The 23,000-nt window shown below is 64.0% G+C and carries 21 protein-coding genes and 1 pseudogene; 14 read left to right on the top strand and 8 right to left on the bottom strand.

Translation table 11 applies throughout. The features are described from left to right. Window positions 1–119 precede the first annotated feature (119 nt). Entirely contained in the window at window positions 120–680 is a 561-nt protein-coding gene (locus QRN25_RS12445) for a TetR/AcrR family transcriptional regulator (RefSeq protein ID WP_285019753.1), read from the bottom strand. Between the two features lie 86 nt (window positions 681–766). On the opposite strand from QRN25_RS12445, the gene QRN25_RS12440 reads away from it, so the two are divergent. From QRN25_RS12440 to QRN25_RS12410, 7 genes are all read left to right on the top strand, one after another. Beyond that, a complete protein-coding gene (locus tag QRN25_RS12440; protein ID WP_285019752.1) occupies window positions 767–1,510 on the top strand; it encodes an SDR family NAD(P)-dependent oxidoreductase in 744 nt (247 codons plus the stop codon). Window positions 1,511–2,286: 776 nt separating this feature from the next. Then, complete coding sequence (locus QRN25_RS12435; protein WP_285019751.1) at window positions 2,287–4,785, top strand: TonB-dependent receptor; 2,499 nt, start codon at window positions 2,287–2,289, stop codon at window positions 4,783–4,785. Between the two features lie 69 nt (window positions 4,786–4,854). After that, window positions 4,855–6,003 (top strand): LLM class flavin-dependent oxidoreductase, encoded by a 1,149-nt coding sequence (locus QRN25_RS12430; protein WP_285019750.1) that lies wholly within the window; start codon window positions 4,855–4,857, stop codon window positions 6,001–6,003. Continuing rightward, window positions 5,996–7,333 carry an MFS transporter gene (locus tag QRN25_RS12425; protein WP_285019749.1) on the top strand — a complete coding sequence of 446 codons (1,338 nt, stop codon included), beginning with the start codon at window positions 5,996–5,998 and terminating at the stop codon, window positions 7,331–7,333. The genes QRN25_RS12430 and QRN25_RS12425 overlap by 8 nt, the downstream gene beginning before the upstream one ends. Beyond that, window positions 7,330–8,463 carry a serine hydrolase domain-containing protein gene (locus tag QRN25_RS12420; protein ID WP_285019748.1) on the top strand — a complete coding sequence of 378 codons (1,134 nt, stop codon included), beginning with the start codon at window positions 7,330–7,332 and terminating at the stop codon, window positions 8,461–8,463. Before QRN25_RS12425 ends, QRN25_RS12420 begins: the two co-directional genes overlap by 4 nt. Further along, complete coding sequence (locus QRN25_RS12415; RefSeq protein ID WP_285019747.1) at window positions 8,460–9,764, top strand: MFS transporter; 1,305 nt, start codon at window positions 8,460–8,462, stop codon at window positions 9,762–9,764. The genes QRN25_RS12420 and QRN25_RS12415 overlap by 4 nt, the downstream gene beginning before the upstream one ends. 399 nt (window positions 9,765–10,163) lie before the next feature. Continuing rightward, a complete protein-coding gene (locus tag QRN25_RS12410) occupies window positions 10,164–10,568 on the top strand; it encodes a DoxX family protein (RefSeq protein ID WP_285019746.1) in 405 nt (134 codons plus the stop codon). 18 nt (window positions 10,569–10,586) lie between these two features. Here QRN25_RS12410 and msrB read toward each other — a convergent pair whose 3' ends face one another. From msrB to msrA, 5 genes are all read right to left on the bottom strand, one after another. Next, window positions 10,587–11,078, bottom strand: coding sequence for a peptide-methionine (R)-S-oxide reductase MsrB (gene msrB / locus QRN25_RS12405; protein WP_285019745.1), 492 nt, complete (start codon window positions 11,076–11,078; stop codon window positions 10,587–10,589). Window positions 11,079–11,170: 92 nt separating this feature from the next. Then, entirely contained in the window at window positions 11,171–11,731 is a 561-nt protein-coding gene (locus QRN25_RS12400) for a fasciclin domain-containing protein (RefSeq protein ID WP_285019744.1), read from the bottom strand. An 83-nt stretch (window positions 11,732–11,814) separates the two neighbouring features. Further along, window positions 11,815–12,501 carry an anti-sigma factor gene (locus QRN25_RS12395; protein WP_285019743.1) on the bottom strand — a complete coding sequence of 229 codons (687 nt, stop codon included), beginning with the start codon at window positions 12,499–12,501 and terminating at the stop codon, window positions 11,815–11,817. After that, window positions 12,494–13,069 carry a sigma-70 family RNA polymerase sigma factor gene (locus tag QRN25_RS12390; RefSeq protein WP_285019742.1) on the bottom strand — a complete coding sequence of 192 codons (576 nt, stop codon included), beginning with the start codon at window positions 13,067–13,069 and terminating at the stop codon, window positions 12,494–12,496. Before QRN25_RS12390 ends, QRN25_RS12395 begins: the two co-directional genes overlap by 8 nt. A gap of 31 nt (window positions 13,070–13,100) precedes the next feature. After that, window positions 13,101–13,841 carry a peptide-methionine (S)-S-oxide reductase MsrA gene (msrA, locus tag QRN25_RS12385; RefSeq protein WP_285019741.1) on the bottom strand — a complete coding sequence of 247 codons (741 nt, stop codon included), beginning with the start codon at window positions 13,839–13,841 and terminating at the stop codon, window positions 13,101–13,103. Window positions 13,842–14,025: 184 nt separating this feature from the next. Between msrA and QRN25_RS12380 the strand changes: the two genes are divergently transcribed. The 3 genes and pseudogenes from QRN25_RS12380 to QRN25_RS12370 all read left to right on the top strand — a co-directional run bounded on the left by QRN25_RS12380 (window position 14,026) and on the right by QRN25_RS12370 (window position 17,776). After that, the gene (locus QRN25_RS12380) at window positions 14,026–15,789 is read left to right on the top strand and encodes a cytochrome c biogenesis protein DipZ (RefSeq protein ID WP_285019740.1); all 1,764 of its coding nucleotides are present in this window, start codon (window positions 14,026–14,028) and stop codon (window positions 15,787–15,789) included. Between the two features lie 135 nt (window positions 15,790–15,924). Then, window positions 15,925–16,761 (top strand): outer membrane protein, encoded by an 837-nt coding sequence (locus tag QRN25_RS12375; protein ID WP_285019739.1) that lies wholly within the window; start codon window positions 15,925–15,927, stop codon window positions 16,759–16,761. 382 nt (window positions 16,762–17,143) lie between these two features. Continuing rightward, window positions 17,144–17,776 (top strand): annotated as a pseudogene (locus tag QRN25_RS12370) (tyrosine-type recombinase/integrase). 297 nt (window positions 17,777–18,073) lie between these two features. On the opposite strand, the gene QRN25_RS12365 reads toward QRN25_RS12370, so the two are convergent. Together QRN25_RS12365 and QRN25_RS12360 are read right to left on the bottom strand one after the other, a co-directional pair. Next, complete coding sequence (locus QRN25_RS12365) at window positions 18,074–18,541, bottom strand: PaaI family thioesterase (protein WP_285019738.1); 468 nt, start codon at window positions 18,539–18,541, stop codon at window positions 18,074–18,076. Window positions 18,542–18,552: 11 nt separating this feature from the next. Continuing rightward, window positions 18,553–19,104, bottom strand: a complete 552-nt coding sequence (locus QRN25_RS12360) for a TetR/AcrR family transcriptional regulator (RefSeq protein ID WP_285019737.1) — start codon at window positions 19,102–19,104, stop codon at window positions 18,553–18,555. A gap of 106 nt (window positions 19,105–19,210) precedes the next feature. Between QRN25_RS12360 and QRN25_RS12355 the strand changes: the two genes are divergently transcribed. From QRN25_RS12355 to QRN25_RS12340, 4 genes are read left to right on the top strand one after another with little or no spacing between them, the layout of a single operon-like run. Next, window positions 19,211–19,990: an SDR family NAD(P)-dependent oxidoreductase gene (locus QRN25_RS12355; protein WP_285019736.1), complete on the top strand. Its 780-nt coding sequence runs from the start codon at window positions 19,211–19,213 to the stop codon at window positions 19,988–19,990. A gap of 35 nt (window positions 19,991–20,025) precedes the next feature. Next, the gene (locus tag QRN25_RS12350) at window positions 20,026–21,117 is read left to right on the top strand and encodes an alkene reductase (protein WP_285019735.1); all 1,092 of its coding nucleotides are present in this window, start codon (window positions 20,026–20,028) and stop codon (window positions 21,115–21,117) included. Between the two features lie 22 nt (window positions 21,118–21,139). Continuing rightward, window positions 21,140–22,156, top strand: a complete 1,017-nt coding sequence (locus tag QRN25_RS12345) for an NADP-dependent oxidoreductase (RefSeq protein ID WP_285019734.1) — start codon at window positions 21,140–21,142, stop codon at window positions 22,154–22,156. Further along, a complete protein-coding gene (locus QRN25_RS12340; RefSeq protein WP_285019733.1) occupies window positions 22,153–22,998 on the top strand; it encodes an alpha/beta fold hydrolase in 846 nt (281 codons plus the stop codon). The genes QRN25_RS12345 and QRN25_RS12340 overlap by 4 nt, the downstream gene beginning before the upstream one ends. Window positions 22,999–23,000: the final 2 nt, after the last annotated feature.

Here is a 23,000-nt window from a genome sequence, read left to right as displayed (position 1 = left end):
ACGGGCGGCAATTGGGAACGGAGAATCAGGGGCCGAACGGCCGGAATGGGTCGACTGCCGCCGCCGGCGGCTCGTTGAAAACACGGCATCCTCGCTTGCAAATGCGAGACTTTGAGCGGTCAGCGCTGGCCGATCCCGTTTATGAATATATCGACGAGATGCGCAATGCGCGTGCATGCCGGGCCTTCCCGCTCGGTGGCGAGAGAGATTGCGGTCGCCACGCAGATGAGGTCGTCAAAACCAACCTTGCTGCTGACGGCGCCTGCCTGCTGCGCCCGGTCCAGCAGGCGCATCCCTTCCTCCGTCGTGGCGAGGCATCCGGGCGTTCCAATCTGGAGCACCGTTTCGAGCGACGTCGCCAGCCCACGATAGAAATTGGTCTGCCGGATCAGTTCCTCCAGATAAGCGCGCATCGCGCTCAGCGGGCTCAGATCACCGGCCTCTTCCCTGCTCGCCTTGGCGAGCGCGAGGAAGCGGGCGCTGTAGGTCGCGGCCAGCAGATCCTCCCGTGTCGGAAAGCGCCGGTAGAGCGTGCCAATCCCAACTTCCGCTGTTCTGGCAACATCATCAAGAGAGGCGCTTGCCCCCTTTTCGAGAAACACCGTTTCTGCCGCTGCAAGGATGCGGTCACGGTTTTTCTGGGCATCAGCCCGCAGAGAGGGGGCATTGGTCAAAGGCATCAGTCTCGCTCGGTCTTGCTAAGTGGAGAATAGCTCCATATAGAAAGTGGAGCAATCCTCCAGTTGTGCGAAATGGGCAAGGCGACATGGCGAAACGGTTCGAAAACAAAATTGTGGTGGTCACGGGCGGAACGGATGGCATCGGCCTGACGACGGCGAAGGCCTTTGCCGCTGAAGGTGCCGTCGTTTACGTCACGGGACGAAGCAAGGAGCGACTCGACGAAGCGCTGTTGGAGATTGGCCATGGCGTGATCGGCGTGCAGGGTGACATCAGCGATCTCACCGCACTCGATCAGCTTTATGCGCAAATCGCCGGCAATCACGGCCGCGTAGACGTGGTCTTTGCCAATGCGGGTGTGTCTGAATCCGCGCCCATCGGTGCCATCGAGGAAGATCACTTCGACCGCGTTTTCGACATAAACGTCAAAGGCACGGTCTTCACCGTGCAAAAGGCTCTGCCGCTCATGAGCGACGGCGGCGCGATCGTGCTGATGGGGTCGGGCGCGGGGAGCAAGGGCTTCCCGGCGCTGTCTATCTATAGTGCGACCAAAGCGGCCATCCGCTCCCTTGCCCGCACCTGGACTACCGACCTTAAAAGCCGGGGCATCCGCGTGAACACTGTGTCGCCGGGGATGGTGCTGACACCGGGGATGCAGCGCTACCTGGAGGCCAATGAGGGGGTCGAGGGCTGGATGAAGCAGACCATCCCGTTCGGCCGGCTGGGCAGGACAGAAGAAATCGCGAAGGCGGTGCTCTTTTTGGCGTCTGATGAGAGCAGCTTCGTCGGCGGGGAAGAACTGTTGGTGGACGGCGGCTTCGTCGCGGCGTGACGAGAACGGCGGCGTTGGAACCGTACAGTCTGACGCCGCCAACCAAAGATATTGAGAAAGCTGCCGGTCAGGTTCCGGGCGTGCCTCACAGGCAGGTGGAAGGCAGGAAGTGGTCGACACCGCATACTAAACAGGATTCCTAGGTTCGTCCGCAGCTTCATGCTGATCGGTAAGACGTAGCCCCTTGATGTTTGCTGGAACTGCGCGATTTGCACGACTGCCCTCGGTTCTCTCCTAGGCGGGTTACCCTCTCGACAAAGCGGCCCATCCACCGCCTCCCGTAAGTTAAGAAAACCGTTCATAAGTAGATGCTTACGCAGATTCGCTTCGTCCACGATACGCATGGCTCAAGATGGCAGCGCGCTCGGCCTGATTCGACGACGCTGGCTTGGGTGATAGACAAGGATAGATCTTGTTTATCACTGGCTGAATTTTGGGTGCTGTTCAGATCGGTCGACAACAATCAGGTTGGCGTTTGTGGACGACCTGCGGCTGGCGGGGCGGCCTTAGTCACTGGTTCTTTGTCAGGAACGATGCAAATCAGGCGCAAGCCTTATATGCATCGCACTAATCCACTAATATCCGATATTGGTGCACTGCTTATTCCGGCTTCCATGAGACTGGATGCGGAATAAGATAATCAAGCCAGATACTGGTCAGGAGGCACGGGGTACTGATCCGACGTTCGATCCGGACAGGCCATCATTTCAATTGCAGCTACGTCCACTCGCCTGTGCGGGGTGTGGAGTGCTGTCCGGTTCATGAGGGGTGTGAAATTGACCAGAGTTCGTAAATCGTCCGATCGCAAGATGCTGGCGTGCGTATCGGCGTTGATGGCAGGGGCTTCGACCCTGATCGCTTGGCCGCAGATGGCGCAGGCTCAGAGTGCTGATACCCGGCCCGCTGCGGACAGCACGTCTGCAGATGGCGACATCGTAGTCACTGCACGCCGACGCGAGGAGCGCATCCTCGACACGCCGATCGCGATCACCGCCCTCACCAGCGAGGCGTTGGAGCAGCGCGGCGTGAAGAACCTGCAGGACCTCGGTACTTTCGTACCCGGCATGAACATCGTCGGTCAGGCGACCGGCGGCGGCGCGCGCGCCGACCGTTCGTTCGTGGGCGTCATCCTGCGCGGCATGCAGCCTTCGACCTCCTCCGCGCAGACGACCTCAATGTTCATCGACGGCGTTCCGGTCACGCAGGCGACCGCGCTCCAGACGATCACCAACCCGGCGCGCATCGAAGTGCTCAAGGGACCTCAATCGGCCACCTTCGGCCGTCAGACCTTCGCAGGCGCTATCAACATTGTTACCAAGGAAGCCAGCGACACTCTGTCCGGATCGCTGAGCGGCATGGCCGGCACCCGAGCCAACTACGACGTCTCGGGCGAACTCAGCGGTCCGTTGCTGGGCGACGTGCTGAGCTTCCGCGCAACTGCGCGCGCTTTTGGCAAGCACGGTTCTTACAAGAACGCGGCCAACCCCAACGAGACGCTGGGCGACCAGTCGTCCAAGGCGGCCACGTTGCAGCTGACCTTCAAGCCGACCGATAGCCTGACGATCAAGGGCTTCGGCCTCTATTCGCAACTGAAGGACGGCCCGCCCGCCAACGGCTACATCAGTGCCTACGCGCTGCGCGATCCGCAGGGCAACCTCGTTCGCGAGGACCAGTCGAACTGCAACGTGACGGGTTCGAGCGGCCGCACCACCCGCTTCTTCTGCGGCGTCGCGCCTTCGCTTTCGTCGCTGGCCCCGCAGGCGAACACCGCCAATACCAAGCAGGTGGTCGACTTCGTCAACAATCCGGCGGGCCGCCTGTTTCCGAACAAGCTCAAGGGCTACGGCCTCATCAATGACTACTACCACCTGCATCTCGACGTGAACTGGGAAATCGGCGACAGCGGCTTCTCGGTCCGCTCGCTGAGCGGCTGGAACCGTGAGCAGAAGAGCGAGCTGGGCGATCTCGACAACTTCAACGGCAGCAGCTTCGCCGGGACCGGCGCGTACTACCGCGAAGGGTTCTACAACTTCCTGTTCCTCGTCGAGGCCGAAAGCCGGGACTTCTCGCAGGAAGTGCGCCTGAGCTACGACAACGGCGGCAAGCTGCACGCGGCTTTCGGCGGCAGCTATCTCAATGCCCGCCAGCAGGGTTCCAACGGCAGCCCCAGCATCATCGGCGCCCGTCGCAGCGGCGCCACCCAGTCGCGCACGCTGGGCGCCTTCGCCAACGTCAGCTACGATTTCACGCCCGAATTCTCGCTGGCGTTCGACGGGCGCTACCAGATTGACAAACTCTATGCCTACGCGGGCGAAGGCGGCGCGAACTCGAGCGGGGCGACCATCCCGGCGGGCTTCTATGCCGAGGACGAGCGCATCGCCAAGGGCACTTACAAGAACTTCCTGCCGCGCGTCATCGCCAAGTACGATTTCGGCAGCAGCATGGTCTATGCCTCCTATTCCAAGGGCGTGAACCCGGGCGCGTTCAACACGCTGTTCATCACCTCGCTGCCGCCGGTCGTCGCCGAGGCGGAGCGCCTGGGTTACTCGGTGCAGGTCGATCCCGAGAAGATCACCAACTACGAGATCGGCGCGAAGGGCCAGCTCTTCGGCAACATCGTCACCTATGACCTTGCCGCGTTCTGGGCCGACTGGACCAACCAGATCCAGAACCAGTCGACCGTGATCTTCGTCGATACCGACGGCACCGGCGTGCGCCAGCTGCAGGTCTCGGGCCAGACCAATACCGGCAAGACGCGGGTGAAGGGTATCGAGGCCAACGTCTCGGCACGCCTGTCGCGGGCGGTGACGCTGGACCTGACGGGCGCCTACATCGACAGCAAGGTCCGCGCCGGCACCAATACCGCCGCTACCGCGCTGACCGGGATGACCGACTTCCGCGGCAAGGAAAGCCCCTTCACCTCCAAGTGGTCGGGCACGGCGGCGCTCAGCTACAACGCGCCGCTCACCGACAAGCTGGACGGCTTCGCGCGAGCGGACTTCGTCTACAAGTCCGGTTCGTACACCGACATCTCGAACATCGTGCGCTCGCCCGACATGACCCAGGTGAACCTGCGCGCGGGCGTGGGCAACGACACCTACCGGATCGAGGCGTTCATCACGAACCTGTTCGACAACAAGGCGTACTACAACGTCTCGAACAACAGCCTTGTCGTGCCGGTGAACCCGTCACCGAACCCGTCGGTGGTCGGCGGCCTCGTCGCCCAGCTGCGCGAACTGCGCACAGTCGGCATCCGCGGCTCCTTCAACTTCTGAGCGACCCCATGACTGCACCCGGTCCGCTTCGGCGGGCCGGGTGATCTTTTTTCAGGAAGGCGCGATCCGATGCCCATCGAAATCACGGGGATCATGTCCCATCACGTGTCCAACGAGGACATGGTGCTGCCGCCCAAGGTCTTCGACAAGGCGGTGCTGCGCTCCCATGCGCAGGCGCACGAGCAGGCCGGGTTCGACCGCGTGCTGATCGCGCAGAGTTCCTACTGGCCCGATTCCATGCCGGTCGCCGCCTACATGGCGGGCGTGACCGAGCGACTGGGTTTCATGGTCGCGCATCGCCCCGGCTTCGTTTCGCCGACAATGGCCGCGCGCCAGTTCGCGACGCTGGACCACCTGAGCGAAGGGCGCGCCGCGATCCACATCATCACCGCCGCCAACGACCGCGAGACCCAGTGCGACGGCGATTTCCTCACCAAGGAGGAACGCTACCACCGCAGCCGTGAATTCGTGGAGGTGCTGCGCCGGATGTGGGCCGCAAAGGAGCCGGTCACGCACGAGGGGCGGTTCTACAGGTTCAACGAAAGCCTGCCCGAGATCGGACCTTACGAACGCTCCGCAATCCCGGTCTACTGGGCGGGCGGCTCGCCCGTCTCCATCCAGTACGCGGGCGAATGCGCCGATATTTACGCGGTCGGCATGGAATCGCTCGCCGATACCGGCGCGGCGATCGAGCGGATCAGGGCATCGGCCGCCGAGGCCGGGCGCACCATCGCGGCGCAGGGTACGGTGCGCTACATCCTTGGTCGTACAGAGGGCGAGGCGTGGGACAACGCGCGCGAGATCCTGCGCAAGTTCGTCGCCAATGGGGAAGAACGCCTGAAGCTGACCGGCAACAGCTGGTTCCAGCCCGGTGGCCGCACGGAGAAGGACTTCTCCAACGCGGCGGGCATATCGAACGAGGATCGCTTCGGGGCGCTGACCGGATCGGACTCGGTGCTGGACGAACGGCTGTGGATCGGCCCGCAGCGGCAGGGCATCCCCATGGCACCCTCGCTGGTCGGCACGCCCGAGCAAGTGACCGAAGCGATTATGCGTTACTACGACCTTGGCATGACCGGGGTGCTGTTCCGCGGCTTCGACCTTTACGAGGACGCGCTGCGGGCGGGGGACGAACTGATCCCGCGCCTCAAGGTCGCCGCGCTCGATCGCGATGCTGCTGCGGTACGCCAGATCGCGGGCGAACCGCAGCATGCCTGAGGCCGATCAGCGCGCCCCGCTGTCCGTCGCCATCGCCTGGGGCTCCGGCTCGTTCTGCCAGAGCCTTGTGATCTACGCCTACAGTGTACTCGTACTGCGCTATCTCACGGACACGGTGGGGCTCGCGGCGGCGCTGGCGGGGACGCTGATGGCCGTGTTCAAGGTCTACGATGCCCTGATCAATCCGGTGATCGGCTGGTTCACCGACCGGATCGACACGCCGATGGGCAGGCGCAGGCCCTGGCTGCTGCTGGGCGGTGTCTTCTCCGCCGCCTCGCTGGTGCTGGGCTTCAACATCCCGGTCGATGCTCCCATGGCGCACAAGATCGCCTGGGCCTGCCTTGGCCAGTTCCTGTTCTCCACGGGCTTCGCGCTTTTCGCGATCCCCTGGCTGGCGATGCCCCAAGAGATTTCGGGCAGCGGGCGGCAGCGCACGCAGATGATGGCGTGGCGCGTGGGCTTCTCCTCGCTGGCACAGGGCGCGGCATCGCTCAGCGGGCCGATGCTGCTGGCGGCGCTTGGCATGGGCGCGGCGGCCTATGGCGCGATGGGCTGGACGATGGGCGCGCTGTGCCTGGCGGGCGCGCTCGGCACGGTGATCTTCACCCGCCACGCGCGCACGCGGGTGGTCGAGAGCGGCGCCCGCCCGGCGCTGGGCGCGCAGTTCGGGCTGCTGCTGACCAACCGCCCGTTCCTGGTGCTGGTAGGGGTGAAGGTGTGCCTCTACTTCGGGCTGGCCGTGGCCGCATCCGGCATGGCGCTGCTGACGCGCTGGGTCTTCGCCTTCAGCGACTACTGGCTGGGCATCTACACGATGGTGAGCACGCTGGCGCTACTCGCCTCCCAACCCGTGTGGCTGTGGCTGAGCGGCAGGCTGGCGACGCGCGGCGCGCTGGCCTGCGCTTTCGCACTCCATGGCCTCTCGCAGCTCTCGCTGTTCTTCAACGCCGGTTCGGTGCCGCTACTGATGGTGCAGGCGCTGCTGCTGGGCGCGGGCGGAGGGGGCGTCTTCATGCTCAGCCAAGCGCTGCTGCCCGACGTGATCGAGCACGATTACCGCCGCACCGGCCTGCGCCGGGGCGGGGCCTTCGCGGGCGTCGTATCGCTGCTGGAAACCGGATCTTCGGCGCTCGCGCTGTTCGTGCTCGGCCTTGCCCTGTCGGCGGGCGGCTACCTTGCGGGCGTGGCGGGACGGGCTGGGCAACCGCCGCAGGCGATCGAGGCGATCCGCTGGTGCGCCTGCGTGCTGCCCGCCGTGGCTGAACTGGCGGGCATCCTGCTACTGACCCGGTTTCGCCTTGAGCGCGAGCCCGAAGGAGCCGTCGCATGAGGACCGTTGCCGCTCTTCTCCTCGCCCTCTCGGCAGGCGCCGCTGCCGCGCAAGACATGCCGCCCGCCTACAAGCGCAACTTCGACACGCAGGACGGCTCGCTCGACCGCGTGGCGCGCTGGGACAAGTACCTACCGACCGAGAGGGTCGAAGGTGCGACGGGCCGCCCGCTCTCCACGGCGCGCCCCGATCATCTCAGCATCCGCCCTGAAGCGCTCGCCGCCGCGAAGGCGCAGGCAGACGCCTCCCACACGATGGCGCTGCTGGTCTATGCGCACGGCAGAGTGCAGATGGAGGAATACGGGCCGGGCTTCTCGGCCGCCTCGCAGTTCGACAGCTATTCCAGCGCCAAGGGGCTGCTCGCCCTTGCGGTGATGATCGGCGTCGACAAGGGCTATCTGCGGCTCGACGATCCGGCATCGCGCTATATCTCCGCATGGCGTTACGACGGGCGCAAGGCGATCACGGTGGGCGACCTGCTGTGGATGCAGAGTGGGCTCGCCATCGGCAGCTTCGAGGTCAAGCCCAACAACCCGGTGCTCGACATGTTTATCGGGCTCGACATCAAGCCATTCGTCGCTAGCGCACCACTGGCCCGTCCGCCGGGCGAGGCGTTCGAGTTCAACCACATGAACGCGCAGGCCCTGCACGACGTTCTCGTCGCGGCCAGCGGCATGCGCTACGCCGCGTTCCTGTCGCGCCACTTGTGGAAGCCGCTGGGCCTGCGCGACGCGATGGTGGCGCTGGACCATGAAGGGGGAGAGGCGCGCACGGTCTGCTGCTTCGTCAACACCCCGCGCAACTGGCTGCGCATCGGCGTGATGCTGGCGAACGGGGGCAGGTTCGCGGGGCGGCGCATCCTCTCCGAACGCAACGCGCGCCTGCTTGCCATCCCCGCGCCGCGGAGCCCAGCATTCGGGATGTTCATGCAGGTGGCCAACCCGAACGGAAAGCCGGGCGATCCCAATACCGGGTTCCACGCTGACGACCTCTACTACTTCGAGGGACACGGCGGGCAGCGGCTCTACATAGTGCCGTCGCGCGGCCTCGTGGCGTACCGGACCGGGCGCGTGGACTACAAGTGGGACGACGTGCGCTTCGCCAACACCCTGCTGGACGGCCTGAAGTGAGCAAGCGCGCAGGCGCGCGGGGCATCGCTTGGGCATCCGGCGCGTTCCCGCAGGCCATCGCCTTCAACGCCTTCGCGGTGTTGTTCTTCCGCTACCTGACCGATACGGTCGGGCTGGAGGCGGCGCTGGTGGGCACGATCATCGGCGCGTCGAAGTTCTACGACGCGCTGATCGCGCCGGGCATCGGCCACCTGACCGACCGGATCGACACGCCGATGGGACGCCGCCGCCCTTGGATGCTGGCGGGTGGGCTGGCCATGGCGGCATCGCTGGTCGCCTGCTTCAACATCCCGGTCGAGGCGTCCTACGCCGCGCGGATGGCGTGGGCGGCGGCGGGGTACTTCGCGTTCGCGACGGGCTATATGGTCTTCGCCATTCCCTGGTTGGCGATGCCGCCCGAGGTCACGCCGAGCGTTCAGGCCCGCACCGGCATGATGGCCTGGCGCGTGGCGTTCTCCTCGGTGGGGCAGGGACTGGCGACTTCGATCGGTCCTATGCTGCTGGCTGCCGTCGGGGCTGGAGCGATGGGATATGGGCTGCTCGGCTGGGGGCTGGGTGGCCTGTGCTTTTGCGGTACGCTCATCACCGTGATCGCGACGCGCGGTGTCGCCCGCACGGCCCTTCCTGCGCGCTCGCCAGCGGGTGAACGAGCGCAGTGGCGCAGCCTGCTGGCCAACCGGCCTTTCGTGACGCTGCTGTCGCTTAAGGCGGCGCTCTATTTCGGCCTTGGCTTTAACGGAGCGGCGCTGGCCATGCTGACGCGCTGGGTGATCGGCGTATCGGACTACTGGTTGGGCATCTTCACGCTGGCGCTGGTCGCCATGTCGCTGCTGTCGCAGCCGGGTTGGGTCTGGCTGGCGGGGCGGTTCGGCAAGCGGCGGGCGCTGACGGTTGCCTTCGCGGGGCTTGCGAGCTTCCACCTGACGCTGGCTTTCAATGCCGACTCCACGGCGCTGCTGGTGGCGCAGGCCTGCGCGCTCGGCGTGTTCGGAGGGGGCGTCTACATGCTCACGCAGTCGCTCCTGCCCGATGTAATCGAGCATGACGCGAAGCTGACGGGTCGGCAGCGCGGCGGGTTGTTCGCGGGCGCGGTCTCGTTCCTTGAAACCGCGTCGTCCGCGCTCGCCATCTTCGTAATGGGCCTGATGCTGTCGGTCTTCGGCTATGTCGAGGGGATGACGCCGGGAACCGAGCAACCCGCATCGGCGCGATTGGCCATCATCCTGTGCGGAGCGGTGATCCCGGCATGCTTCGAACTGATCTCGCTCACGATCCTGCGCAAGCTCGATCCGGACTTATAAGGGTGCCGCCAGAGCGCCGGCCAAATGCGCGAGTTCGCTATCTTGCAGGCTCGGATGGCGTGCGTGGTCGCCGTGTTCCCGTGAGCCACGTCGCCAGCAGCGCTTCCTTCCATGCCATTGAATCGATGGCACTATCAAATCGTGGGCCCAAGCAACTTTTTCACTGCATTGTCACGCGGCATGAGCGAAAACTCAGTTTTGAGGAAGGGGGTCGCGCCGGAACATCTATTATCAGAACAACTGTCTTCGGATAGCGGACCGGCTGCATTTGAGGTTCGACAATTTTGCATCGAATGACCGACAAGGGTCGGGTGCAGGAGCGGCTGCCAAGCACCTAACCCTTGGCTGCAGGACAATGCCGCTCGTGACTAATTCCGTAGCTTGTACGATCATGCACGCATGAGAGTCCGTAGATATTCCTGTGCAATGCTGGCGATGCTGTATGCTCTTGCCGGTGCGCTACATCTGATCATCCCGGCACCATTCGTCGCCATTGTCCCGGATTGGGTTCCTGCGCCTGCCTCGGTTGTAATGCTAACCGGTCTTGCGGAAATCGCTGGAGCTGCTGGTATCGGGCAGTCTTGGGCGCCCCGGCTCCGCATCGCTGCGGGATGCGGTCTTTCGGCCTACGCCCTGTGCGTGTGGCCAGCGAACGTCCAGCACATGCTGCTCGACCTTGCGAAGCCTGAGCATGGTCTCGGGCTTGCGTACCACCTACCGCGGCTCGCCTTTCAGCCGGTGCTCATCTGGTGGCCGCTATGGGCGGCGAATGTTACGGCCTGGCCATTCCGACAGCAGACCTGACCATCCCGGTGGTGCGAGTCAGGCGGGCCGGAACGACAACGCAGCACCATTCATGCAGTAACGCAGCTCGGTAGGGGGCGGCCCGTCGTCGAAGACGTGGCCAAGGTGCCCGTCGCAGCGGGCGCAGCGCACCTCATTGCGAACCATGCCCATGGAGCGATCGGTGACGATCTGCACCGCGCCGGGAAAATGGTTCCAGAAACTGGGCCAGCCGGTTCCGCTATCGAACTTGGTGGAAGACGAGAACAGCGGCAGGTCGCAGCCCGCGCAGAAGAAGCGACCCTTACGGTGCTCTTTGACCAGCAGGCTCGAATAGGGCCGCTCGGTGCGTCCCTGACGCAATACAGCATAGGTTTGAGGGGGCAGACGTTTTCGCCATTCCGCGTCCGGCAGGCTGAGGCCTTGCGCCGGAGCGGCGATAGCGACGCCCCCGGTCAGTACAACTGCACCTGCAACAAGCAGCGTTGCCGTAAAGACGCGGCGGTTCAGGGAGACAGTGCTGGGCGTCATGGCCTCTATAATCCCCTCGCTTGAACTATTCAGGCGATACATGGGGGTGCGGGCCAACGGCCCACAAGCCCCATGTGTCGTTGAAATCGTGGTCAGGGCATCAGCACGGTGTCGACCACGTGGATGACACCGTTCGACTGCATGACGTTGGCGATGGTGATCTTCGCCTTGCCGCCCTTGGCGTCGGTTAGCCACCAGGCTCCGGTCTTGTCCTTCCAGGCGGTCAGATTCTCGCCCTCGACCGTCGTCAGCATGGCCTTGCCGCCGTGGGCCTTGGCGTTGGCGGCGATGTCGGCGGCTGTCATGCGGCCCGCGACGACGTGATAGGTCAGCACTTTCGTGAGCATCGCCTTGTTCTCAGGCTTCAGCAGCGAATCCACGGTGCCCTTGGGCAGCTTGCTGAATGCGGCGTTGGTGGGCGCGAAGACGGTGAACGGACCGGGGCCCTTGAGCGTATCGACGAGCCCGGCCGCCTTAACCGCGGCGACGAGCGTGGTGTGATCCCTGGAGTTAACAGCGTTGTCGATGATGTCCTTGGTCGAATACATCGCAGCGCCGCCCACCATCGGGTTCTTGGCCGCGATGGCCACGCCTCCGGTCAGCAACAGGGCGGCGGCGAGGCCGGAGGCGAACTTGCGGGGTAATGCTTGCATGTCAGGCATCCTCTTTCGTGCACTCTCGTGTTTGGAGTGCCCCGAAGATACGGAGCGCGCGCTGATCCGGATGCAGCAAGGAATCAGATTATCGAGATTTTTCCTGTCATCACCGGCAGGCTGCTCGGCGCGGCATGGGGCGCGGTGGCGGGATCTTCCATGGTAATGGCGAGCGTCGCATCCGCAGCAAGGAGCGGACGCATCGCGGGATCGACGGGCATCGCGCCTCCTTCGTGCGCCATCATGCCCAGTGAGCGTGGCACGCCGTCCTGCGGGATAATCCATAGTTCGGGGCGTTTGCCGTCGCCGGGCCTCTCCAGCGAGCCGACCTGCAGCATGCCATTTTGCGGGTCGTAGCTGACGGCGAGAACTTGCGCTTCGCCGTTCCCCGTGAGTTGGGAGACGGCCATCGGCATGCGTGCCGGTGGCTCGACCGGGCGCAGTACGATGAACAGGGCCAGCGCGGCCGCGACGGCTCCCGAAATTAGCGCGCCCGCGCGCCAGACACGCAGGGGCTTCATGCTTGGCGCCTCCGGGCGCGCGCCGACGCGCGCCGCGACCGCATCCCAGACCCGGGACGAAGGCAGGGAGGGCGGGAGCGTATCGAGCAAGGGCGACAGCCTTGTGCTCCATCCTTCCACCTCGCGTGCAAAGACCGGGTCGGAGAGGCACAAGCGTAAGGCTTGTGCGCGCTCGGCTCCTTCCAGCAACCCCAGCGCGAGTTCGGCGGCGAGAGCACCGCGATCCTGTTCTTCGGCTGCGTCAACCATGGCCAAGGCAGTCTTTCAGTCTGAGCATGCCGCGCCGGATCCAGCTCTTCACCGTGCCGAGCGGTGTGCCGCTGCGCTCCGCCAGTTGCTGGTAGGTCATGCCCTGAAGGAACGCGCTGCGGATCGCCCCGGACTGATCGCTGGGAAGGCCTTCGATGCAGACAAGCAGCCTACGTCTTTCCTCATCGCCTTCCATAATCACATCGGCCAGCGGCGCATCGTCGGCGATTCCGGCCATCGCCTCGTCGGGCACGGCGTCATGGCGATGTTCGGCCCGGCGCCAGTCGACAGCTGCATTGCGCGCGATCGTGGCGAGCCAACTTATGGGACTGGCCCGAGTGTCGTCGAACGACGCAGCCCGTCTCCAGACCTTCACGTAGACATCCTGGAGCACATCCTCCGCGGCTTCCCGGTCCGCGCAGATGCGAAGACAAATGCCGAACAGCTTGGCGGAGGTGAGATCGTAGACGCGGTGCAATCCGGCAGCATCGCCGCTGGCGGCAAGGTGGATGGCCGAGACCAGGACTGTCCGATTTTCCGACCGTGCCGCAGAGTTCGCTTCATGCATTCGCCGGTCTCGTCCCTGCTACGCCGAAGCATCAACGATCCTGCGCAGAACTTGTGCCCGGCCCGGATACGAGAACGGGATTGCTGCGATAGAGCGCCGGGAAGGTCACTTTCAGCGCGGCGACCTTCGGGAGGTCGTTGCGGCGGATATAAGCCGAATCCGGGTGCAGGGTCAGGTAATCCTGATGATAGGCTTCCGCCGGGTAGAAGCCCTTGAACGGCTCCACCCGCGTGACGATGGGGCGCTTCCACGCGCCTGCCTTGCCCAGTTGCGCGATGTAGCGTTCGGCGGTCTCGCGCTGGCCGTCTGCCTGGGGGAACAGGGCGCTGCGATATTGAGTGCCGCGATCCGGTCCCTGTGCATTGAGCATCGTGGGGTCTGCGACCACCGAGAAGAACACGTGCAGCAATTGTCCGTAGCTGACTTGCCGCGGATCGTAGGTCACCTTCACCGCCTCGGCATGGCCGGTGCCTCCGCGCGAGACCACGGCGTATTGCGCGCTTCCCCGATCGCCGCCCGCGTAGCCCGATACCGCGCTGCTGACGCCCCGAACATGCTGGAACACGCCCTGCACGCCCCAGAAGCACCCGCCCGCGAAAACGGCGGTTTCGCGTTTGCCTGCCTCGGGGGCCTGGAACGCCGGTGCCGGGATGCGGAATACGGCCTGGGTCGCGGCGGCTTGAGCACTGTTCTGGCGCAGGAGCGCGGCGCCCCCCACTATACCTGCGGTGAGGGTGACGACGAGCATGGCGGTGCTGGTGATCCGCTTCATGGACAGGGACTTTCCGGCTTCGTGGTTCCTGTGGGAATATACGACGCGAACCGGCGAAAGGATGCACGCTGGCGTCATTCATGCATCATTATGGTGCCGAGGCGTTTATGAACCGCAACACCGGATCCGCCGACGCATCGGAGCGCCGCGCGCTTCTGCATCTGCGGCAAGGCGGCGACAACACATGATCCTCTTCCTTCTGGCGTATCTGGGCGGTGTGCTGACGATCATCAGTCCCTGCATCCTGCCGGTCCTGCCCTTCGTCTTCGCGCGCGCGGACAAGCCATTTCTGCGCAGCGGGCTGCCGTTGCTGCTGGGCATGGCGATGACTTTTGCCGCCGTCGCGACGCTGGCGGCGGTAGGCGGAGGGTGGGCCGTCCAGGCGAACGCCTATGGCCGAATCGCAGCGCTGGCCGTGCTTGCGGCGTTCGGGTTGCTGCTGCTGTTTCCGTCCCTTGCCGATCGGGCGACGCGCCCGCTGGTGGCATTGGGAGGAAGGCTGTCGCAGTCTGCGGACCGTGCGGACCGTGCGGACCGTGCGGACCGTGCGGATCGCGGCGCGTCGAGTTTCTTCGCCTCGCTCCTGCTGGGCGTCGCCACCGGCTTGCTGTGGGCGCCCTGTGCGGGGCCGGTGCTTGGCCTCATGCTCACCGGGGCGGCGCTGCAGGGCGCGAGCGCGCATACGAGCCTGCTGCTGCTGGCTTACGCGGCGGGCGCCGCGACTTCGCTGGCGCTGGCCTTGCTGGTGGGCGGCAAGGTCTTCGCGGCGATGAAGCGCTCGATCGGCGTGGGTGAGCGTATCCGCAAGGTGCTGGGCGTCGCCGTTCTGGTTGGTGTCGCCGCGATCGCGCTGGGGCTGGACACCGGACTGCTGACGCGCCTTTCGCTGTCAGGCACCGCGCGTTTCGAACAGGGCCTGCTCGACCGTTTCCATCCTGACGAAGCGATGCCTTCGGCTGGGATGGGCAAAGGCGGGCAACTGGCCGACGAAGGTGCGTTCCCATCGCTGGCGGGAGCGAACGAATGGATCAATTCGCCGCCGCTGACCCCGGCATCGCTGCGCGGGAAGGTCGTGCTGGTCGATTTCTGGACCTACAGCTGCATCAACTGCCTGCGCTCGCTGCCTTACGTGCGGGCCTGGGCGGAGAAGTACCGCGACCAGGGTCTGGTCGTGATCGGCGTCCACACGCCAGAGTTCGCGTTCGAGAAGGACCCCGCCAACGTCCGCAAGGCGGTGCGCGATCTCGGCATCGCCTATCCGGTCGCGATCGACAACGACCACGACGTCTGGCGCGCGTTCCGCAACCGCTACTGGCCCGCGCACTACTTCATCGATGGCAAGGGCCGCATCCGCTACCACCACTTCGGCGAAGGCGATTACGCGCAGTCGGAACGGGTGATCCAGCGGCTGCTGGCGGAGAACGGAAATGCGCTGGGCAATACCGGGACGGTCACCGTGTCGGCGACCGGAGCCGGGGCCGCTGCGGGACAGGGGAGGGCACGATCGCCGGAAACCTATCTTGGCTATGGAAAGGCGCTGCGGTTCGCTTCGCCGGGCGGTTTGGTTCGCGACGCCCGTCACGACTACGCCGCTCCCGTCTCCCCGCAGCGCGACGCCTGGGGCCTAGCCGGGACATGGACGGCCGGTCGCGAAAAGGCATCGCTCGATGCTGCGGGAGGACGCATCGTCTATCGCTTTCAAGCGCGCGACGTACATCTCGTGCTCGGCCCGGCGCGGTCGGGGCAACGGGTACGGTTCCGGGTGACCGTCGACGGCAAGGCGCCCGGCGCAGACCACGGCACCGATGTCGATCCGGGTGGCAACGGCGTGGTCGATGGCCAGCGGCTCTACCAGTTGATCAGGATGCAGGACAGCACGGCTGAGCGGACTTTCGCGATCGAGTTCCTCGACCCGGGCGTTCAGGCCTACGCATTCACGTTCGGCTGAGGCGTGCCATCGGCTGTGCACACAATGGCACATGGGCAACAAAACGTCACGGTAAGCCGGCGCAACCAAACTTTGGCCCTCGCAGTTTGCCCTTCCGACAGCGGCTGAGTTGGCCGTCTGATAAGGAGGATTTCCATGAGGGCACTGTACTTTGCGCCGTTGGGCGCGATGGCGCTCGCTCTTACCGCGCCAGCTTTTGCGCAGGACGGGGACGCGGTGGACTGGAGCGGCCCGTATGTCGGCGGCTCGATCGGCTACACGTTCCAGAAGAGCGACAACAACGAGCATCTTCGCTTCGACACCAATGCCGACGGCAGCTTCAACGACACGGTCACGACGACCACTGGTGCGAACGCGTTCTCGCCGGGCACGTGCGGCGGCGCAGCGCGTGGATCGACACCGGCCAGCGGCTGCCGGGGCGACAAGGACGCACTGAGCTGGATGGGCCATGTCGGCTACGACCGCCAGTTCGGCAGCATCGTGGCAGGCGTGGTCGCCGAAGCAGGCAAGACGTACATCGACGACGCGGTGAGCGAATACTCGACGACACCGGCATACTACACCATGCGCCGTCAGATCGACTGGAACGGCAACTTGCGTGCCCGACTGGGCGTGACCACGCGCAGCGGCATCATGCCCTATGTCACTGGCGGATTGTCCTACGCCAAGGTGCAGAACAGCTTCACCACCAGCAACGGGGCGAACAGCTTCACTGAAGTGAACCGCAAGGAAGATGCCTGGGGCTGGAACGTCGGCGGCGGCGTTGAAGCCAAGGTCGCGCGCAACTTCTCGATCGGCGCGCGCTACCTCTATACCCGCTACAATGCCGACGATTACCGCGTCGATGTGGGCGCTGGCACCGCGCCTGCGACCAATCCCTTCCGCATCACCCCCTCGGGCGGGGCGAGCATCAATCGTGGCGATAAGTTCGACACCCAGAGCGTCATGGTGACCAGCAGTTTCCGCTTCTGATCGCACTAACCGGAGGGCAGCTGCAAAAAAAACCTGCACCACCTCGCAGTTGCCCTCATTGGTCACGGCGCCACACATTCGCAGCTGAACAGTGTCAGCGTATTGTGCTTGGCAGGAGCGCAGTGCTCCCGGGGTCCACATAATGTATTCCCACTCAGGACGTCTGGCGTCTCCGCTGGAGAATTTGATGCGTTGAAAGCGGGCTTCAGCGCGGTCCGGGCTTTGAAGCCGGAGGTCCCTATCGGCGAGTCTGGGACCTCCAGAAAATGAAAAGCTGCCCGTCCGCAACTCGATAGCGAAATATCACCGCTGAGAGTCTGCAATGGGTCGGCATCTCCTGAAGCGTTCTACCTATGGCCGTCAGGGCCATAGGAGATGTGTCATGGGATTATCAGAGTTTGATCCCGCCGCTCGCGAGCGGGTATCTTGGAACGCCGGGCGCAAGGTTGGTGCGAAGCGAGCGCTAAAGCCCCGTCAGATATGGGCCATCCGCTTCTTTCTCGACCAGCATGGGCGGGTCCGCGACCGTGCCCTCTTTGACCTGGCCATCGATAGCAAGCTTCGCGGATGCGATCTGGTGAAGATCAGGATCAGCGATATCGTTTGTGATCGGAAAATTCGCACACGGGCCACGGTCGTACAGCAAAAGACCGGCAGACCGGTTCAGTTTGAACTGATGACCGATGCTCGCGCGAGCCTGCTCAAATGGCTGGAACTGAGAGGTGGATCCTTGGAGGATTTTGCGTTTCCTAGCCGTACCGATCACGCAGCCCACATCAGCACCAGGCAATATGCTCGCCTCGTTGACGAATGGGTCACGGGGATCGGACTGCCTGGCGAAGATTATGGCACCCACTTTCTGCGCCGAACCAAGGCGTCGATCATCTACAAGGCGACTGGAAATCTCCGCGCCGTCTAGATTTTGCTTGGGCACACGAAGATCGAAAGCACGGTCAGATACCTTGGCGTGGACGTGGAGGATGCTTTGACGCTCGCAGAGGGCACTGAAATCTGAGACTGTCCTGGGTCCTTGCAACGGCAAGGACCCAGGGCTTACAGCGTAGCGGCTGCTGTGCGCCCATCCAAGCCGCTCAATTGGAAAAGTCTCGCGCCTGCGAGCGGTCAGTCCGGTTATGGCCGGGGCTGGGACGAAGCCGTCGTTCCCAGATAGCCACTCTAATTGCGGCTTTTGTCGCGGACGGACGTACCGGCCTTGCACGCGTGCCATAGTCGGCTTTGGCGTGGGCAAGAAAAATGAACCGAAAGGAGCTGGCGCCAGACTGGAAAAGTGGCCAGCCCGGAGCGCTGGACATCAATCTTCGCGCTCTTCGCGCCTGATCGGAAACACCAGCAATGTTGAGGTAGCAGAGGCGCATAACCTGCCCTGCGCATCGACCAGTCGCGCCTCGGAGAAGCCCACACGGCGTCCCAGCGATACCAGCTTTCCTTCTGCGCGAACCGGGCCGCTCGTTTCGCTGAGCGCGCGGTGATAGGCGACCTTGAGTTCCAGCGTCGTGTAGCCCTGTCCGACGGGAAGACTGGAATGCACGGCACAGCCACAGGCACTGTCGAGCAAGGTGGCAGCATAGCCGCCGTGAACCGAGCCGATCGGATTGAACACCTTACGCGATGGTGAGCCTTCGAAGACCACGCGTCCTCGCTCCAATTCGACCAGCCAAAATTCAAGCGTCTCTCCGATCGGTGGATGGCGGTTTGCTACCATCAACGCTGCCAGCTGGTCATGGCCATCAAGGTCGACGAGATCCTGCGTCACGTTCATGTCGGTCTTCCTTATCCCGTGGCCTTCTCGGAGAGCCAGGCGCGCGTCTCGGCAAGCAGTTCATCCGAAAGTGCCGGATCGTCCACCGCACGCGCCAAAACCACTGCGCCGACCATCGCCGACCATCGACCAATCGCGTCGCGGCGGCGTTCGGCATGATCGCCGCCGGGGAGCGCCGCCGCAAAACGTTCAATTTGCGCTTCCAGTCCCACTGCCATCGCACCACGCGCTGCAGGCGCTTGTTGCCGCATCAGCCCAGCAAGGCTTGCGGTCGGGCACCCCTGTTCGGGATGATCGCGGTGTAGGGTCGAGAGATAGGCATCCGTCCATGTCTCCAGATCCGCCATGCCGCTGCGTTCGCCCGTCATCGCCGCGGCGACCGTTGCTGCGATCAGATCATCCTTCGACGCGAAGTGGCTGTAGAAACCGCCATGGGTCTGTCCTGCAGCCTTCATCACATCCGCTACCGTAACGGCAGCGAAGCCGTGCTCGCGGAACAAGCGGCTAGCCTCACGCAGGATGCGTGCGCGATTTTCCACCATCTGCTCACGACTGACCCTCATCGAAAAATCTCCGCGATCCCCATTGACACTTTCATGATGATCATCACATTTATGGAAACGCGATGACCATCATAAATATAGTGACCTTCTGAAAAAGGGCAATGCGATGACCAAACCTGCAGTTCTTATCACCGGCGCTTCGACCGGGATCGGTGCCACATATGCCGATCGGTTCGCCCGGCGCGGCCACGATTTGGTGTTGGTTGCGCGCGACGTCGCCCGCATGGAGGCGATGGCAACCGGCCTGCGCGCGCAGAACGGCGTGTCGATCGACATCTTGCCTGCCGACCTGACCCGCGCCGACGAGATCGCAGCGGTGGAGGCGCGGCTGCGCGATGACGATCGGATCGGCATCCTCCTGAACAACGCAGGTGCTGGTCTGAACGGCAGCTTCGTCGATCAGCCCACGGACACGATCACACAGTTGATCGCGCTCAACACCACATCTGTGACGCGCCTCGCCAGTGCAGTGGCCCCCCGCCTGGCCGCACGCGGGGATGGCGCGATCATCAACATCGGTTCGGTCGTGGGACTGGCGCCGGAACTGGGTATGTCAGTCTACGGGGCAACCAAGGCGTTCGTGTTGTTCCTGTCGCAGGGACTGGCGTTGGAGCTTGGGCCAAAGGGCGTGTATGTTCAGGCGGTACTTCCCGCCGCGACCCGCACGGAATTGTGGGGGCGTGCCGGTGCCGACGAGGCGAACCTGCCGCCGATGATGGACGTGAACGATCTGGTCGATGCGGCGCTGGTCGGCTTCGACAAGCGCGAGGGCGTCACCATCCCGCCTTTGCATGATGGCACGTTGTGGGATGCCTTTGATGGCGCCCGCAAGGCGATGCTCCCCGGCTTCGGCACGACGCAGCCCGCATCGCGCTACGTCGCCTGAACTTTCGCCATATCGACACGAAGGGACGACCACTTATGACCGGCACCTCACTTTTCTCGACCTATGACCTTGGCGGTATCACGCTCGCCAACCGCATCGTGATGGCCCCGCTGACCCGCAATCGCGCAGGTGCAGGCTTGGTGCCAAGCGAATTTGCGGCTGAGTACTATGCCCAGCGCGCCAGCGCCGGGCTAATCATCACCGAGGCGACGCAGGTGTCAGCGCAGGCCCAAGGCTATCAGGATACCCCCGGCCTCTACACGCCCGAACAGATCGCCGCTTGGCGCAAGGTGACCGATGCCGTCCATGCCAAGGGCGGCCGTATCTTCGTGCAACTGTGGCATGTTGGGCGGGTCAGCCATGTCGATCTCCATGGCGGCGAAGCGCCTGTAGCGCCTTCGGCGATCCGGGCGGATGCCAAGACATTCGTGAATAACGGCTTTGCCGATGTGTCCGAGCCGCGCGCGCTGGAACTCGCTGAGATCCCAGGCATCATCGAGAGCTTCCGTCAGGCCGCCGCCAATGCGATCTCGGCCGGCTTCGACGGCGTGGAAATTCACGGCGCCAACGGCTATCTGCTCGACCAGTTCGCCAAGGACGGCGCCAACCAGCGCAGCGACAGCTATGGCGGCTCGGTCGAGAACCGGGCCCGGTTGATGCTCGAGGTCGTAGCGGCGGTGGCCGGAGAGATCGGCGCGAACCGCACCGGTATCCGCCTGTCTCCCGTGTCGCCCGCTAACGGTATCTCGTCCAGCGATCCGCAGGCGCAATTCGACTATATTGTCGCCCAGTTGGATAAGCTGGACATTGCCTATATCCATGTCGTCGAAGGCGCGACCGGTGGCTCGCGCGACGTCGCTCCGTTCGATTTCGCAGCACTGCGCAAAGCGTTCCGCAACACCTACATTGCCAACAACGGCTTCGATCACGCGCTGGCCGAGGCGCATCTGGCGAAGGGCGAAGCCGACGTGATCGCTTTCGGGCGGCCTTTCATCGCCAATCCCGACCTGGTCGAACGCCTGAAATCCGGCGCTGCGCTGGCCGATCTCGATCCCGCCACCCTCTACGGTGGCGGCGCAAAGGGGTACATCGATTACCCTGTAGCGAACGCCGATACGGCGGCGTGATCGACCACAAGGGGAAGATGCCATGAAGGGCTATATTCTGGATCGCTACCGTAAGGGGCAGACCCTTCGTCTCGGCGATCTGCCCGATCCGGTACCCAGCGCGGACGAAGTGCTGGTCGAAATCCAGGCGACCGGGCTCAACCAGCTCGACGGCAAGATTCGCGACGGTGCGTTCAAACCGATCCTGCCGTACAAGCCCCCTTTCGTGTTGGGTCACGATTTGGCCGGGGTCGTCCTGTCGGTCGGCTCGAATGTGCGACGCTTCAAGGCGGGTGATGCCGTCTATGCGCGCCCTCGCGATGGTAAGATCGGCACGTTTGCAGAGCGCATCGCGGTCAACGAAGCCGATCTGGCCCACAAGCCTGCCAACCTTTCGATGGAGGACGCGGCCTCACTGCCACTGGTCGCGCTCACCGTCTGGCAGGTGCTGGTCGAACAGGCGCAGTTAAAGGCCGGGCAGAAAATCCTGATCCACGCCGGGTCGGGCGGCGTCGGCACGATCGCGATCCAGCTTGCCAAACATCTTGGCGCCACCGTCGCGACCACCACCAGCGCGGCCAATGCCGACTTGGTGCGTAGCCTCGGCGCGGACGTGGTGATCGATTACAGGACCCAGGATTTCTCGGCGCTGCTGTCGGGCTACGATGTCGTGCTCAACAGCCTTGATGCCAAGACACTGGAGGCGTCGCTTAAGGTGCTCAAACCCGGCGGCCAACTGATCTCGATTTCGGGGCCGCCCGACCCCGCCTTTGCGCAGGCACAGGGGCTAAACGCAGTGCTTCGTCTGGTCCTACGCCTGATGAGCGCCGGTATTCGCCGAAAAGCCAGGCGTGTGGGTGTCGATTATTCGTTCTTGTTCATGCGCGCCGATGGCGCGCAACTCGGCGAGATTACCAAATTGATCGAGGATGGGGCAATCCGTCCGGTGGTCGATCGTACTTTTCCGTTCGGGAAGTTGAATGACGCCATGACTTATGTCGACAGAGGCCACGCTAAGGGGAAGGTCGTCGTCAGTCTGCAGGGCACCGCCGGATCATGACACAGCGCCGGGATGACTGGAACACCGTGCAGACCCGCCATCTCGAGGCGGCAGGAACACGCTTTGCCTATCGCCGTCTCGGACCGGAAGCCGGCGTGCCGGTCGTGATGCTCAACCACTGGGGGGGGAACCTCGACAATTTCGATCCGCCGATTGTCACGGGATTAGCCCCCGACAGGCCGGTCTATGCCATGAATTATCGCGGCATTGGCGCATCGGGCGGAGAACCGCCGCTGACCGTTGCCGCAATGGCAGCGGACATGGTCGCAGCGATCCGGGCGCTCGGCCTCGAACAGGTCGATCTGATCGGTTTTTCGCTCGGCGGCTTCGTCGCACAGCAGATCCTGCTCGATGCACCAGATCTGGTGCGGCGGGCGATATCAGCCGGCACCGGGCCGGCCGGCGGCGTCGGCATTGGAAAGGTCGGCTCGGTTTCCTGGCCCTTGATCCTGAAGGGACTTCTCACCTTCCGTGCCCCCAAGACCTATCTGTTCTTCACGGCGAGCAGGCAGAGCCACAGCGCTGCCAAGGCTTTTCTGAAACGCTTGAAGATGCGCAAGGCGGACCGCGACAAGACGGTTGGGCTCAGCGCGTTCGCACGCCAGCTCAAGGCGATCGAGGCGTGGGGGCGTCAGGCGCCGCAACCGTTGGAGACGATCCGCCGGCCTGTTCTCGTGGCCAATGGCGATCATGACATCATGGTCCCTACCGAAAATTCACGCGAACTCGCGCGGCGCATCTCGAATGCCGATCTCGTGCTGTACCCCGATGCCGGGCACGGCGGCATCTTTCAGTATCATGAGGCCTTCCTCGAAAAGGTCAGGGCCTTCCTCGCCGCTTGAGC

Origin of the sequence: Novosphingobium sp. fls2-241-R2A-195, assembly GCF_030209485.1 — a bacterium.
GTDB classification, from domain to species: domain Bacteria; phylum Pseudomonadota; class Alphaproteobacteria; order Sphingomonadales; family Sphingomonadaceae; genus Novosphingobium; species Novosphingobium resinovorum.
The sequence above is the reverse complement of the archived record's forward strand: the minus strand, read 5'-3'. Positions and strand labels throughout refer to the sequence as shown.

What these genes read in the sequence shown, in the direction of transcription:
- QRN25_RS12445 (WP_285019753.1), bottom strand. Translation starts at nt 680, where the DNA reads ATGCCTTTGACCAATGCCCCCTCTCTGCGGGCTGATGCCCAGAAAAAC.
- QRN25_RS12440 (WP_285019752.1), top strand. Translation starts at nt 767, where the DNA reads ATGGCGAAACGGTTCGAAAACAAAATTGTGGTGGTCACGGGCGGAACG.
- QRN25_RS12430 (WP_285019750.1), top strand. Translation starts at nt 4,855, where the DNA reads ATGCCCATCGAAATCACGGGGATCATGTCCCATCACGTGTCCAACGAG.
- QRN25_RS12425 (WP_285019749.1), top strand. Translation starts at nt 5,996, where the DNA reads ATGCCTGAGGCCGATCAGCGCGCCCCGCTGTCCGTCGCCATCGCCTGG.
- QRN25_RS12420 (WP_285019748.1), top strand. Translation starts at nt 7,330, where the DNA reads ATGAGGACCGTTGCCGCTCTTCTCCTCGCCCTCTCGGCAGGCGCCGCT.
- QRN25_RS12410 (WP_285019746.1), top strand. Translation starts at nt 10,164, where the DNA reads ATGAGAGTCCGTAGATATTCCTGTGCAATGCTGGCGATGCTGTATGCT.
- msrB (WP_285019745.1), bottom strand. Translation starts at nt 11,078, where the DNA reads ATGACGCCCAGCACTGTCTCCCTGAACCGCCGCGTCTTTACGGCAACG.
- QRN25_RS12400 (WP_285019744.1), bottom strand. Translation starts at nt 11,731, where the DNA reads ATGCAAGCATTACCCCGCAAGTTCGCCTCCGGCCTCGCCGCCGCCCTG.
- QRN25_RS12395 (WP_285019743.1), bottom strand. Translation starts at nt 12,501, where the DNA reads ATGGTTGACGCAGCCGAAGAACAGGATCGCGGTGCTCTCGCCGCCGAA.
- QRN25_RS12390 (WP_285019742.1), bottom strand. Translation starts at nt 13,069, where the DNA reads ATGCATGAAGCGAACTCTGCGGCACGGTCGGAAAATCGGACAGTCCTG.
- msrA (WP_285019741.1), bottom strand. Translation starts at nt 13,841, where the DNA reads ATGAAGCGGATCACCAGCACCGCCATGCTCGTCGTCACCCTCACCGCA.
- QRN25_RS12380 (WP_285019740.1), top strand. Translation starts at nt 14,026, where the DNA reads ATGATCCTCTTCCTTCTGGCGTATCTGGGCGGTGTGCTGACGATCATC.
- QRN25_RS12375 (WP_285019739.1), top strand. Translation starts at nt 15,925, where the DNA reads ATGAGGGCACTGTACTTTGCGCCGTTGGGCGCGATGGCGCTCGCTCTT.
- QRN25_RS12365 (WP_285019738.1), bottom strand. Translation starts at nt 18,541, where the DNA reads ATGAACGTGACGCAGGATCTCGTCGACCTTGATGGCCATGACCAGCTG.
- QRN25_RS12360 (WP_285019737.1), bottom strand. Translation starts at nt 19,104, where the DNA reads ATGAGGGTCAGTCGTGAGCAGATGGTGGAAAATCGCGCACGCATCCTG.
- QRN25_RS12355 (WP_285019736.1), top strand. Translation starts at nt 19,211, where the DNA reads ATGACCAAACCTGCAGTTCTTATCACCGGCGCTTCGACCGGGATCGGT.
- QRN25_RS12350 (WP_285019735.1), top strand. Translation starts at nt 20,026, where the DNA reads ATGACCGGCACCTCACTTTTCTCGACCTATGACCTTGGCGGTATCACG.
- QRN25_RS12345 (WP_285019734.1), top strand. Translation starts at nt 21,140, where the DNA reads ATGAAGGGCTATATTCTGGATCGCTACCGTAAGGGGCAGACCCTTCGT.
- QRN25_RS12340 (WP_285019733.1), top strand. Translation starts at nt 22,153, where the DNA reads ATGACACAGCGCCGGGATGACTGGAACACCGTGCAGACCCGCCATCTC.